The organism is Micromonospora sp. C95 (assembly GCF_018070465.1).
Lineage (GTDB): Bacteria > Actinomycetota > Actinomycetes > Mycobacteriales > Micromonosporaceae > Micromonospora.
Genome location: NZ_JAGPXT010000015.1, coordinates 87,858 through 101,227, shown reverse-complemented (window position 1 = coordinate 101,227; position 13,370 = coordinate 87,858). Strand labels below are relative to the sequence as shown.

Here is a 13,370-nt window from a genome sequence, read left to right as displayed (position 1 = left end):
GTCAGGCACTGGGCCCTACGGGGTCGCGGGCTGGGCACCTGGTTGGCGGGCGCGGTCGGGGACCACCTGGCCGAGCTCGGCGTACGCCGGATCCTGCTGGCCACCATCGACGCCCACGGGGTGTACGCGAAAATCGGATTCGGCGGCGTACGGGCCGACCGTTGGATGGAGCTGGACCAGCGCGGCCAGGCCGTGAGTCCGCTCACCAGCAAGGATCGACAACCCCATGAGGCCCTTACGGTGGAACCGTGACGTCGCTCCGTCTCGGCTACCTCTACGGACTTGGTGCCTACCTGCTGTGGGGGTTCTTCCCGCTCTACTTCAAGCTGCTGCGTCCGGCCGGACCACTGGAGATCCTCGCCCACCGGGTGGTGTGGTCCGTCGCCTTCGTCGCACTGCTGCTCGTCGCGCTGCGCAACGTCGGCTTCCTGCGGGCCCTGCTCCGCCGGCCACGAACCCTCGCGGGAATCGGTGCCGCAGCCACGCTGATCGCGGTCAACTGGTTCACCTACATCTACGGTGTCAACTCCGACCGAGTGGTGGAGACCGCCCTCGGCTACTTCATCAATCCGCTGGTGGTGGTCCTGCTCGGGGTGCTGGTGCTACGTGAGCGGCTGCGACCGGCGCAGTGGTCGGCGCTCGGCATCGGCGCCCTGGCCGTGGCCGTGCTCACCGTCGACTACGGTCGGCTGCCGTATCTCGCGCTCATCCTGGCGTTCAGTTTCGGTGGGTACAGCCTGGTGAAGAAGCGCCTCGGCCTGCCCGCGGCGGAGGGTCTGTTCGTCGAGTCGGCGGTGCTGTCGCTGCCCGCGCTCGGCTACCTCGGCTGGCTCGCCGCCACCGGTGCCGCCGCGTTCGGCCACGTATCGGCCGGGCACACGGCCCTGCTGGTGCTGGCCGGGGCGCTGACCGCCATCCCGCTGCTGCTCTTCGCCGGTGCCGCCAACCGGCTGCCGCTGACCGCCCTCGGCATGCTCCAGTACGTGGCGCCGATCCTCCAGCTCGGCTTCGGTGTACTGATCTTCCACGAGCCGATGCCGCCGGCCCGGCTGGCCGGCTTCACCCTGGTCTGGCTCGCCTTGATCGTCTTCACCGCCGACGCCGTACGCCAGGCCCGGCGCACCCGCCGCCTGCGGCTGGATGCCACCGAGGCACCGACCGCAGCGGTCGCGACCAGCCGCTGACGGCCCGGCTCAGCGGACCTCGTAGGCGAGCACGGGAGTGCCGTCGGCACGGATCAGTTCCAGCCGGACCAACTCGGCGTTGGTGAACCGGGTCGCCCCGGTGATCCGCAGGTCGTCGCCGGGGGCGGCCAACCAGGAACCGATCTGCTCCTGCGAGCCGTCCCCGGCGTGCGCCACCAGCCGGAAGGCGTTCGCCTTGCCGTACCCGGCCCGCTCGTCGTAGCCGCAGTGCATGGTCACCTCGGTACCCCAGTTGGTGCCGGTCAGGCCGATCTCGGCGTGCACCGGCACCGTGCCGGCGACCGGTTGCATCTGCACCATCCGCACCGGGGCACCCGGCCCGTTCAGCACCTGCCCGGGCAGCATCATGGCCACCCCGAGGCCGACCACCAGCGCGAACGCGGCGGCGGCCAGCCCGATGACCGCGTACCGCAGCCGGCCGGCCTGCCGCTCACGGCGTCGGCGCTCCCGGGCGGCGTTGAGCAGTTCGGGCACCCGGGGGTTCTCCGGCGGCGGGAGGAACTGTTCCAGGCTGGCCGGATCCAACCGGCCGAGCAGACCGGGCAGCACGGCGATCTCGGAGACCGACTGCTGGCAGGCCGGGCAGTCGACGAGGTGCCGTTCGTAGGCCACCCGGTCGGCTGGGGAGAGCGCGCCCAGCACGTACGCCCCGTCGTCGTACGCGAACTCGCAACGGTTCATCCGGTCACCCCCATCTCGGCCAGGACCAGCCGCAGGGAGCGCAGCGCGTAGTGGGTGCGGGACTTCACCGTGCCGGGCGGAACCCCCAGCCGCGACGCCGCCTCGGAGACCGACCGCCCCTGGTAGAAGCACTCCACCAGGACGTCGCGGTGCGAGGGACTGAGCCGGTTGAGCGCCTCCGCGACCGTCCACGCCTCGACGGCTCGTTCGGTCTCGTCGACGACCTCCGGCGGCTCGGGAAGTTCGTCGGTGTACACCTCGCCGACCCGGGTGGACCGTCGCCGCCAGGCGTCGATCGCCAGGTTACGGGCGGTGGTGAAGAGCCAGGCGCGCACCGAACCGCGCCGCGGGTCGAGCGACTCCGGATGCCGCCAGGCCCGCAGCAGCGTCTCCTGCACCAGGTCCTCGGCGCGCTGCCGGTCGCCGTTGACCAGCCGCAGCGCGTGCGCGTACAGCGCCTCGGCATGCTCGTCGTGCAGGGCGCGCAGCAGGTGGGCGTCGTGGTCGCTGATGGTCTTCTCCTCGCTCTCGGCGCGAGCGGGCGCGGTGTTACGACCAGAGATACGTCCTGTCACGCCGAACGGTTCATTCCCAGCTCAACCTGGGATTCCCGGGGGTGGAGTTCATCGCTGGTTCACATCGACGCCGACCCTCGCTCACCACGCCGCCCTAGCGTCCGGCGGGTACGCGTCGGTGACCTGCACCGACGTGCACCGACCCTCAGGAGGATCCTCCCCATGAGCGACCGTCCCCGGCTGCTCCCGCTGCTGGGCACCCCCCGCCACGGCAGCCGCGACGCCATGACCTGCCTCTACCGCTGCGGCAACGCCTGTGACCATCCGGTACCCAACACCTCCGACAACGCGTACTTCGGTGACATGGTGAACGCCGAGGTCAGCCGCCGCGGTGTGGTCCGCGCCGGGGCGGTCGGCGCCCTGGTGCTCGGTTTCAGCGGCGCTGCGGCCGGCGCGCTGGCCGGCGCGACTCCCGCCGCCGCAGCCCCGGTTCCCCCGGTGCCCCCGGCCGGTCAGCCGGCGGCGGCCGGCCGTCGCCCGGGCAGCGGTGCCCTGACCTTCAAGCCGATCCCGCCGAACACCCTCGACACCTTCGTCGTCCCGAACGGCTACGACCACGCCGTCATCATCCGCTGGGGCGACCCGGTGGTGCCCGGCGCGCCGGAGTTCAACCTGCGCCGGCAGACCGCCGCCGCGCAGGCCAAGCAGTTCGGCTACAACAACGACTTCGTCGGCGTGCTCCCGCTGGACAAGCGCGGCAAGCGGGCGCTGCTGGTGGTCAACCACGAGTACACCAACGAGGACCTGATGTTCCCAGGCTTCACCAGCCAGGACGCGCTGAGCGTCGAGCAGGTGAAGGTGGCGATGGCCGCGCACGGCATGTCCGTGGTGGAGATCGAGCGGGTCGACGGCACCGGCCAGTGGCAGGTCGTCGACTCCGGCCGCCGGCCGTACAACCGCCGGGTCGACGCGCTGAGCAGCAAGTTCGAGCTGACCGGCCCGGCCGCCGGCTCGTCGTTCGTGAAGACGGCCGCCGACCCGAAGGGTCGTACGGTCATCGGCACGCTCAACAACTGCGCCGGCGGCGTCACTCCCTGGGGCACGGTGCTCTCCGGCGAGGAGAACTTCAACCAGTACTTCGTCGGCGGCGACGCGGCGCCGGAGTCGGAGAAGGCCCGGCTGGCCCGCTACGGGATCAGCACCAGCGCCCGCTACCCGAGCGGCAGCCGCAAGTGGGACCGGGCCGCCGAGCGCTTCGACCTCGCCAAGCACCCCAACGAGGCCAACCGGCACGGGTGGGTCGTGGAGATCGATCCGTTCGACCCGGAGAGCCGCCCGCGCAAGCACACCGCGCTCGGCCGGTTCAAGCACGAGGGCGCGAACGTGATCGTCGCCCGCAACGGACACGTGGTCGCGTACATGGGCGACGACGAGCGCTTCGACTACCTGTACAAGTTCGTCTCCGACAAGAAGTTCATGAAGGGGAACTCCTGGGTCGCCCGCAAGCACAACCTGACGCTGCTGGAGTCGGGCACCCTCTACGTCGCCAAGCTCGACCAGACCAGCGCCGGTGAGATCGACGGCTCCGGCACCCTGCCCAGTGACGGTGCCTTCAACGGCCGGGGCCGCTGGATCAAGCTGGTCAGCGGTAACCGCTCCTACGTGGACGGAATGACCGCCGCCGAGGTGCTGACCTTCACCCGGTTCGCGGGGGACAAGGTCGGTGCGACCAAGATGGACCGTCCGGAGGACGTCGAGCCGAGCCTGCTCACCGGCAAGGTGTACGTGGCGCTTACCAACAACTCGAACCGTGGGGTCGGCAGCAACCCGGCACCGGACGAGGCCAACCCGCGTACCGCCAACCGGCACGGGCAGATCCTGGAACTGGTCGAGGACCGGGGGGACAACACCTCCGACACGTTCAAGTGGTCGCTGCCGATCGTCTGCGGCGACCCGGCGGACCCGTCGACCTACTTCGCCGGGTACGACAAGACCAAGGTCTCGCCGATCTCCTGCCCGGATAACGTGGCGTTCGATGCCACCGGCAACCTCTGGATCTCCACCGACGGCAACGCGCTGGACAGCAACGACGGCCTCTTCGCCACGGCGATCGAGGGCCCGGAGCGGGGCCACCTGAAGCAGTTCCTGACGGTGCCGGTCGGTGCGGAGACCTGCGGTCCGTTCATCACCGAGGACAACCGCTCGGTCTTCGTGGCCGTGCAGCACCCGGGTGAGATCAGCGGTTTCACGATCGACAACCCGGCCTCCACCTGGCCCGACGGCGACTACGCCAAGCCGGGTGTGGTGGTGACCTGGCGGCTGGACGGCGGACCGGTCGGTAGCTGACCCCGCCCCGGCATCGCGCCGGCCGCCCATCCGACGGCCCTCTCCCCACCAGGGAGGGGGCCGTCTCGGCAGGTGTCGAGGATCAGTTGTCGGCGGCCAGCCCGTCGGCGATGCTACGCGCGGCGGCGAGCAGTTTCGTCCGGACCACTCGGGCGGAGGTCATCATCTCGCTGGCCGGCAGCGCGCAGGCCAGCACCGTCCGCCGTTCCATGTCCTTGTCCGGGCTCACCAGCACGGCGGCGCAGGCCACGCCCTGCCGGAACTGGCCCAGCTCCAACTGCATCCCGCGCCGGTCACCCGCCGACAGGTCGGCCTCGAAGGCCTCGGGGCTGGTGAGGGTCGCGCTGGTGAACGGGCGCATGCCGTACTCGCGCAGGTAACGGTGGCGCTGCTCGGCGGTGAGTGTGGCGAGCAGGGCCTTGCCGAGCGCGGTCGCATGCGCGCCCTCGTCGAACCCGGGAACGAGATCCTCCAGGTACGGCGAGCGGTGGCCCTCCGCCACCGCGGTGATCGCCACCTGGCCACCCACGAATCGGCCCAGGAAATGACTCCAGCCGGTCTCCAGGGCTGCCCGACGCAGGCTCTCCCCGATCGCTGGTGAGCCGCGGAACGCAGAGACCAGCTCGCGGTAGCGGTCGGCAATCTCCAGCCCCACGATGTACGTGCCGTCCTCCCGACGGATCACGTAGCCCTCGTACGCGAGGGTGCGAACCAGGTGGTACGTGGTGGCCACGGTCAGCTCGCAGCGGCGGGCGATCTGTTTGACCGTCAGGCCCCGGGGGGCACGACCGACCGACTCGAGCACTCGAAGCGCGCGGGAGACACTTCGGATCAGGTCCGAAGGTTCCGCCAGGGGGTCACGCACAACCACCTCCGCCACCGGGGGACTTACACCATATGAAAAAGCGGCCCGCCGCGAAACGCCTGATCGGGTGGATGATCCAAGGTAATCGAATACTAGATGTGAAGTTCACCTCACTTTCCGTCGTCGCCGTGCGGCTGGCGTAGGTTGGCCGCACCATGACCCACATCGCCCCTGCGCACCCCTTGGGAACCGCCGCACGACCCGTCCGGGCAAGTGCGGTAGCGGTCACTGTCACGATCGTCTGCGTCCTGCCGGTCTTCCTGGTCGGCGGCCTCGCCGTGCAGATGCGGGAGGAATTGGGCTTCTCTCCCGCCGGCCTGGGACTCGTCGTGGCGGTCTACTTCGGCGTCGGCGCCCTCGCCTCGGTGCCCTCCGGTGCCCTCGTCGAACGGTGGGGCGCCGCCGTGGTGGCCCGCGCCGGCATCGGGGTGTCCGCCGGTGCCTTGCTGGCCGTGGCGGTGGCCGCCCGCTCGTATCCGGTGCTTGTCGGTCTGCTCGCCGTCGCGGGCACCGCGAACGCACTCGGCCAGTTGTCCAGCAACGCCCTGCTCGCCCGGCACGTCCCGCCCCGTCGGCAGGGCCTGTCGTTCGGCGTCAAGCAGGCGGCCATTCCGGTCTCCACACTGCTCGCCGGCGTGGCGGTACCCACCCTCGCGCTGACCGTCGGTTGGCGTTGGGCCTTCGTGGCGGCGGCCGGTGCCGCACTTGCCGCACTGCCGGCCGTACCCTCGCAGGGCGCCCGGCCCGCGCGGCGCCGCACCGGCCGTACCGGCGGCCCGAGCCCGGGGCTGATCCTTGTCGGCGTGGCCGCGACGCTGGCCGCAGGAGCGGCGAACGCGCTTGGCACCTTCGTGGTCGATGCCTCGGTCGACCGAGGGCTCGATCCGGGAATGGCCGGGCTCACCCTGACCCTCGGCAGCGCGGTCTGCGTCGCGGCCCGGATCGGGATCGGCTGGCTGGCCGACCGCCGCACCGGCGGACACGTCGCGGTGATCGCCGGCCTGCTGGTGGCCGGCGCGGTAGGTCTGGGCCTGCTCGCCGCGGCCGGTCCGGGCCCCCTGGTCGTGGGCGTGGTGCTCGGCTTCGGTCTCGGCTGGTCCTGGCCGGGGCTGATGAACTTCGCGGTGGTCCAACTGCATCCGCAGGCACCGGCCGCCGCCACCTCGATCACCCAGACCGGGGTGTACGCTGGCGGCTTTGTCGGCCCGCTCGCCCTGGGTCCGCTGGCCGCCGCAGCCGGCTATCCCGCGATGTGGCTCGCCGCTGCCGCCGCCATGCTCGCCGCCGCCGCCCTCATGCTCACCGCCACCCCACTCCTCCCCACCCCAGACCTGTCACGTTGATCAAGAAGTTTGCGTCTGGATTCGCGCGGACGGCGACTAAAACTTTGATCAACCCGACGGAGGTGGGGTGGGGTTAGCTGGTGCGGTCGGCGATGTGGTCGCAGAGGGATTCGAGGGCGCGGCGGGCCGGGCCGGGTGGGAGGGGCGCGAGGTGGGCGCGGGCGTCCTCGGCGTAGCTGCGGACGGTCTCGCGGGCGCGCTTGAGCGCCGGGCTCTCGCGGAGCAGACCGAGCGCCTCGGCGTGCAGGGTGTCGTCGGTCAGTGGCCCGGTGGCCAGGATCTCCCGCAGCCGCACGGAGGCGGCGTCGGCGTCGTCGGCGGAGAGGGCGTAGAGCACCGGCAGGGTGGGCACGCCCTCCCGCAGGTCGGTGCCGGGGGTCTTGCCCGACTCCGTCGACTCGCTGGCGATGTCGAGCAGGTCGTCGGAGAGCTGGAAGGCCACACCGATGGTTTCGCCGTACCCGGCCAGCGCCGTCACCTGTTCCGGGGCGGCCCCACTGAACTGGGCACCGAAATGCGCACTGGTGGCGATCAGGGAACCGGTCTTCTCGGCGATCACCCGCAGGTAGTGCGCCACCGGATCGTCACCGGCCCGGGGGCCGATGGTCTCGGCGATCTGCCCGTGCACCAGCCGAGCGAACGTCCGAGCCTGCAGGCGTACCGCGTCGGGGCCCAGCTCGGCTGCCACGTCCGCAGCCCGGGCGAAGAGGTAGTCGCCGACCAGAATGGCCACCGAGTTGGTCCAGCGTGAGTTGGCGCTGGGTGCGCCACGGCGCACCGACGCCTCGTCCATCACGTCGTCGTGGTAGAGCGTGGCCAGGTGGGTCAGCTCCACCACCACGGCCGCCGACACGACCTCGGACCGGGCCGGGTCGCCGAACTGGGCGCCCAGCGCCACCAGCAACGGCCGGAACCGCTTCCCGCCGGCCTCCACCAGGTGCCGGGCCGCCTCGGTGACGAACGGGTCGGCGCTGGCGATGCTCGCCAGCAACTCCGCCTCGACCGCCTCCAGCACGCCGAGGACGGACTCCTCACTGCGCGGATCGGCGAGGTGGAGGCCGAGCGCGCCGAACTGAGCCGCGCCGGAACGGCTCCGGCGACCACCGGAGCCGGTGACACCTGAACCCTCGCCACCCCTAATCACCACGCCTCCAACCATGCCACACACGTTCGACCTGCACCGGACCGGGGATACGCGACGAGGGCCGGCCCACAGCGTGTGGTCCGGCCCTCGATCGGCAGGTCAGCCGTTACCGGACGAAGTCGGCGGCCGAGGAGGCGAGGTCGAGCAGCGGTGCCGGCGCGACGCCGAGCACCAGCGTGGCGAGCACCCCGATCACCAGTGCGGCCGAGGTGAGCGCACCGGGCACGGCCACCGTCGGCGTCGCATCGCCCGGCTCGGAGAGCCACATCAGCACCACGACCCGCAGGTACGGGAAGGCCAGCACCATGCTGGTCAGCACACCCGCGATGACCAACCACACCTGCCCACCGTCCAGCGCCGGACCGAAGACCGCGAACTTGCTGGTGAAGCCGCTGGTCATCGGGATACCCGCGAAGGCCAGCAGGACGAAGGTGAACACGGCGGCGTAGACCGGCGACCGCTTGCCCAGCCCGGCCCAGCGGGACAGGTGCGTGGCTTCCCCGTCGGCGTCGCGTACCAGGGTCACCACCGCGATCGCGGCCAACACCGTGAAGCCGTAGGCGACCAGGTAGAACATCGTGCCGGAAAGCCCTCCGCTGCCCGGCGCGAGCACACCGACGAGCAGGTAGCCGGCGTTGGCGATGGACGAGTACGCCAGCAGCCGCTTGATGTCGGTCTGGGTCACCGCGAACAGCGCACCGACCAGCATGGTCAGCACCGCCACCGCGCCCAGCACCGGAGTGAAGTCCCACCGGGCCCCCTCGAAGGCCACGTGGAACACCCGCAGCAGGGCACCGAACGCGGCGACCTTGGTGCAGGCCGCCATGAACCCGGTCAACGGCGTCGGAGCGCCCTGGTAGACGTCCGGCGTCCAGACGTGGAACGGTGCGGCGGCCGCCTTGAACAGCAGACCGATGGCGACGAGCGCCATACCGGCGAAGAGCAGCACCGGGCTGGCCGTCGAGTTCGCCACGGCCGCGTTGACGGTGGCGAAGTCCACCCCGGCGGCCCGGTCGCCCAGGCCCGCGGTGAAGCCGTAGATCAGCGCCAGGCCGAACAGGAAGAAGGCCGAGGCGTACGCACCGAGCAGGAAGTACTTCATCGCCGCCTCCTGGCTCAGCAGCCGCCGGCGACGGGCCAGCGCGCAGAGCAGGTAGAGCGGCAACGAGAAGACCTCGAGTGCGATGAACATGGTCAGCAGGTCGTTCGCCGACACGAAGATCAGCATGCCGGCGATCGCGAAGGTGGTCAGCGGGTACACCTCGCCCGCGCCACCGGCCTTCTCCGCCTGCTGGCGGTCCTCCGGCGAGTCGGCGGTCACCGCGGCCTGGGCGACGAACGCCCCGCCCCGCTCGACCGCCCGCTCGCCGAGCAGCAGCAGCGCCACCGCCGACAGGGCGAGGATCGCGCCCTGGAGGAACAGCGTCGGCCCATCGACAGCGATCACGCCAATGGTGATCACCCGCTTGTCGGCGTTGACCACGACCATGGTCAGCGCCGCGAGCACCGCCAACACCGCCAGCGGCAGCTGCACGGGATGCCGCAGCCGCCGGGGCACGAACGCCTCGATCAGCACCCCGACCACCGCCGCGCCCAGCATGATCAGGATCGGCGCGATCGCCGCGTAGTCGATCGGCGGCAGTTCAAGCTCGGTCACTGGATCAGCCTTTCGTTCGCGACTGCGGGGCTCACCGGCTCGCCTCCTGGACGGTGTCTACCGACGGGGCCGGGTCGGTCCGGCCGACGTCCTGCATGGTCGCCTGGATGGCGGGATTGATCACGTCCGTCACCGGCTTCGGGTAGAAGCCGAGCACCAGGATCAGCGCGATAAGCGGGGCGACGACTACCTTCTCGCGCAGGTTGAGGTCACGCTTCATGCCGTCGATCTCGGTAAGCGCCGGGTTGAGGGTGCCCTGCGTGGTGCGCTGCACCATCCACAGCACGTACGCCGCGGCCAGGATGATGCCCAGCGTCGCGATCACGGCGACCGGCTTGTTCACCGTGAACGTGCCGATCAGCACCAGGAACTCGGAGACGAACGGCGCGGTGCCGGGCAGGGCCAGCGAGGCGAGACCGGCGAAGAAGAGCACCCCGGCCAGCACCGGCACCAGCTTGCCGGCACCACCGAAGTCACTCACCAGCGCCGAGCCCCGGCGCGCGATGAGCATGCCCACCACCAGGAACAGCAGCCCGGTGGCGAGGCCGTGGTTGACCATGTAGAGCACCGCACCGGTACCCGCCTGCGTGGTGAAGGCGAAGATGCCCACACCGATGAAGCCGAAGTGGGCGATCGAGGTGTACGACACCAGCCGCTTGAGGTCGTTCTGCCCGACCGCCAGCAGCGCCGCGTAGATGATCCCGATGACCGCCAGGGCCAGCGCCCACGGCGCGAACCACTGGGCCGCGTCCGGGAACAGCGGCAGGCAGTAGCGCAGGATGCCGAAGGTGCCGACCTTGTCCAGGACGCCGACCAGCAGCGCGGCGGCACCGGCCGGTGCCGCGCCACCGGCGTCCGGCAGCCAGGTGTGGAACGGGAAGAACGGCGCCTTGATCGCGAACGCGACGAAGAACCCGAGGAACAGCCAGCGCTCGGCGCCGGTGGAGATGTCCACCTGCGACAGCGCCACCCAGTCGAAGGTCTTGCCGCCGACCACCCAGAGGCCGATCACTGCGGCCAGCATGAACAGACCACCGACGAGCGAGTAGAGGAAGAACTTGACCGCCGCGTACTGCCGCTGGTGGCCGCCGTAGCTGCCGATCAGGAAGTACATCGGCACCAGCATGACCTCGAAGAACACGTAGAACAGGAAGACGTCGGCGGCGGCGAAGACACCGATCATCGTGCATTCGAGGACGAGCAGCAGCGCGAAGTAGACCGGTATCGACCGCTTCGAGGACTCCGCGTCGTGCCAGGAGGCGAGGATCACCAGCGGCACCAGCACCGCGATCAGCATCAGCATGACCAGCGCGATGCCGTCGGCGGCGAAGGTGAAGTTGACCCCCCAGTTCGGGATCCACGGGTACGACTCGCGGAACTGGAACCGGTCGCCACCGACCTGGAAGGTCACCCACATGACCACCGACAGCGCCAGCACCAGCAGCGACCAGCCGAACGCGACCTGCTTGGCTAACGTCGGCCGGCTGCGCGGCAGGAGAGCGACGACCACGGCGCCGACAAGCGGCGCCACGGTGAGCACCGAGAGGAACGGGAAGTCGGACATTATGCGGCCTTACCTCCGTCGTCACTGTGCGGTCCGCCGGCGACGGCCGCCTGTGAGGCCGACAGCCTCAAGAGGTCGATCACGCGAACCACCCCGCCTGTACGGCCAGGAAGGCGGCCACCACCAGCAACGCGCCGGTCAGGATCGAGGTGGCGTACGACCGGACGAAGCCGGTCTGCAACCGCCGGAGTCGACCCGATCCGCCGCCGACGCCCGCGGCCAGGCCGTTGATCAGCCCGTCGATGCCCCGGTTGTCGAGGTAGACAAGCGCCCGGGTGAGGAAGATGCCCGGCTTCTCGAAGACCGCCTCGTTCACCGCGTCGGTGTAGAGGTTCTTGCGGGCGGCGGTGACAAGCACCCCGGCCGGCTGCGGCGCGGTCGCCGTCCCGTTGCGGAACAGGAACCAGCCGAGCAGCGCACCGAGCACGGTGACCCCCAGCGACAGCGCCACGATCGCCCAGTGCGGCAGCACCGCGTCGTGGTGCGCCTCGGCCGTGCCGAGCCCGGCGGTGGTGGTCAGCCAGTCCGGCACGGACGTGGCCAGCAGCCAACCCGCACCCAGCGAGCCGATGCCGAGCAGGACCAGCGGGATCGTCATCAGCGCCGGGGACTCGTGCGGGTGCTCGATGTCCTCGGTCCACCGCTTCGGCCCGTGGAAGGTGAGCACGAACAGCCGGGTCATGTAGAAGGCGGTCAACGCGGCACCGAGCACCGCCGCCCCACCGAACAGCCAGGCCGTCCACCCCTCCCGCTCGAAGGCGGCGGCGATGATCGGCTCCTTGGAGAAGTATCCGGAGAACGGGAACATGCCGATGATGGCCAGCCAGCCCGCACCAAAGGTCAACCAGGTGATCCTCATGTATTTCGACAGGCCACCGAAGCGGCGGATGTCCACCTGGTCCTTCATGCCGTGCATGACCGAGCCGGCACCGAGGAACATGTTGGCCTTGAAGAAGCCGTGCGCCAGCAGGTGCACGATGGCCAGCGCGTACGCCGCGCCACCCAGCCCGACGCCGAGGAACATGTAGCCGATCTGGCTGACCGTGGACCAGGCCAGCACCCGCTTGATGTCGTCCTTGGCGCAGCCGATGATCGCGCCGATGAGCAGGGTCAGCGCACCGACGCTCACCACCACCAGCTGCAACGTGGCGTTCGCCGAGAAGATGATGTTGGAACGGGCGATCAGGTAGACGCCGGCGGTGACCATCGTCGCGGCGTGGATCAGCGCCGACACCGGGGTCGGGCCCTCCATCGCGTCCGGCAACCACGCCTGGAGCGGGAACTGGCCGGACTTGCCGGCCGCGCCGAGCAGCAGCAGCACGCCGAGCACCAGCACGGTACCGCCGGCCAGCGCGCCGATCCCGTTGAACACCTCGTCGTACTGGGTGGTGCCGAGGGTGGCGAACATGATGAAGATCGCGATGGCCAGGCCGGCGTCGCCGACCCGGTTCATCAGGAACGCCTTCTTACCGGCGGTGGCCGCGGCCGGCTTGGTGTACCAGAAGGAGATCAGCAGGTACGACGCCAGACCGACGCCCTCCCAGCCGAAGTAGAGCATCACGTAGTTGTTGCCGAGCACCAGCAGCAACATGGCCGCGATGAACAGGTTGAAGTACGCGAAGAACAGCCGGCGGCGCTCGTCGTGCGCCATGTACTCGACCGCGTACAGGTGGATCAGGAAGCCCACACCGGTGATCAGCAGGACGAAGACCCCGGCCAGCGGATCGAACAGCAGACCGAAGTCCACGTGCAGGCCGCCGACCGCGATGAAGTCCCAGAGGCTCAGCTCGACCGACCGGTTCTCCAAGCCGCGCAGGCCGAGGAAGTAGCTCAGGCCGAGCAGGAAGGCCGCGCCGACGGCGGCCACCCCGAGCCAGTGCCCCCACCGGTCGGCCCGCCGGCCCAGCAGCAGCAGGATCGCCGCGCTGACCAACGGGATGGCCACCAGCAGCCAGACGCTGCTCAGCAGCCCGTCCGCCGTCGCGTACGAGACGGTCTCGGCCGGAGCAGCCTGGGCGTACGTCATGATTTCGTCCACCGGTGGGCCCCT

The 13,370-nt window shown here is 70.3% G+C and carries 10 protein-coding genes and 1 pseudogene; 4 read left to right on the top strand and 7 right to left on the bottom strand.

What is annotated here, in order from left to right:
* Nucleotides 1-12 precede the first annotated feature (12 nt).
* Both KBX00_RS18325 and rarD read left to right on the top strand, forming a co-directional pair.
* Nucleotides 13-252, top strand: a pseudogene (locus KBX00_RS18325) (GNAT family N-acetyltransferase); the annotation flags it as partial.
* Nucleotides 249-1,184, top strand: a complete 936-nt coding sequence (rarD, locus tag KBX00_RS18320; RefSeq protein ID WP_210828602.1) for an EamA family transporter RarD — start codon at nucleotides 249-251, stop codon at nucleotides 1,182-1,184. The pseudogene KBX00_RS18325 and the gene rarD, both read left to right, overlap by 4 nt.
* Before the next feature lie 9 nt (nucleotides 1,185-1,193).
* Here the strand turns inward: rarD and KBX00_RS18315 are convergent, their stop codons facing one another.
* Both KBX00_RS18315 and KBX00_RS18310 read right to left on the bottom strand, forming a co-directional pair.
* A complete protein-coding gene (locus tag KBX00_RS18315) occupies nucleotides 1,194-1,886 on the bottom strand; it encodes an anti-sigma factor (protein WP_210828600.1) in 693 nt (230 codons plus the stop codon).
* A complete protein-coding gene (locus KBX00_RS18310; RefSeq protein WP_232511229.1) occupies nucleotides 1,883-2,377 on the bottom strand; it encodes a sigma-70 family RNA polymerase sigma factor in 495 nt (164 codons plus the stop codon). Before KBX00_RS18310 ends, KBX00_RS18315 begins: the two co-directional genes overlap by 4 nt.
* Nucleotides 2,378-2,623: 246 nt before the next feature.
* Here KBX00_RS18310 and KBX00_RS18305 point away from each other — a divergent pair, with 246 nt between their 5' ends.
* Nucleotides 2,624-4,747, top strand: a complete 2,124-nt coding sequence (locus KBX00_RS18305; protein ID WP_210828598.1) for a PhoX family phosphatase — start codon at nucleotides 2,624-2,626, stop codon at nucleotides 4,745-4,747.
* An 82-nt stretch (nucleotides 4,748-4,829) separates the two neighbouring features.
* On the opposite strand, the gene KBX00_RS18300 is transcribed toward KBX00_RS18305, so the two are convergent.
* Entirely contained in the window at nucleotides 4,830-5,612 is a 783-nt protein-coding gene (locus tag KBX00_RS18300; protein WP_210828596.1) for an IclR family transcriptional regulator, read from the bottom strand.
* A gap of 155 nt (nucleotides 5,613-5,767) precedes the next feature.
* On the opposite strand from KBX00_RS18300, the gene KBX00_RS18295 reads away from it, so the two are divergent.
* Entirely contained in the window at nucleotides 5,768-6,955 is a 1,188-nt protein-coding gene (locus KBX00_RS18295; RefSeq protein ID WP_210828594.1) for an MFS transporter, read from the top strand.
* Between the two features lie 73 nt (nucleotides 6,956-7,028).
* Here the strand turns inward: KBX00_RS18295 and KBX00_RS18290 are convergent, their stop codons facing one another.
* From KBX00_RS18290 to nuoL, 4 genes are all read right to left on the bottom strand, one after another.
* Nucleotides 7,029-8,114: a polyprenyl synthetase family protein gene (locus KBX00_RS18290; protein ID WP_210828592.1), complete on the bottom strand. Its 1,086-nt coding sequence runs from the start codon at nucleotides 8,112-8,114 to the stop codon at nucleotides 7,029-7,031.
* Between the two features lie 91 nt (nucleotides 8,115-8,205).
* The gene (gene nuoN / locus KBX00_RS18285; RefSeq protein ID WP_210828591.1) at nucleotides 8,206-9,756 is read right to left on the bottom strand and encodes an NADH-quinone oxidoreductase subunit NuoN; all 1,551 of its coding nucleotides are present in this window, start codon (nucleotides 9,754-9,756) and stop codon (nucleotides 8,206-8,208) included.
* A 31-nt stretch (nucleotides 9,757-9,787) separates the two neighbouring features.
* On the bottom strand, nucleotides 9,788-11,320 hold the full coding sequence (locus tag KBX00_RS18280) for an NADH-quinone oxidoreductase subunit M (protein WP_210828588.1): 1,533 nt from the start codon (nucleotides 11,318-11,320) through the stop codon (nucleotides 9,788-9,790).
* Nucleotides 11,321-11,399: 79 nt separating this feature from the next.
* Nucleotides 11,400-13,346 (bottom strand): NADH-quinone oxidoreductase subunit L, encoded by a 1,947-nt coding sequence (nuoL, locus tag KBX00_RS18275; RefSeq protein ID WP_210828651.1) that lies wholly within the window; start codon nucleotides 13,344-13,346, stop codon nucleotides 11,400-11,402.
* Nucleotides 13,347-13,370: the final 24 nt, after the last annotated feature.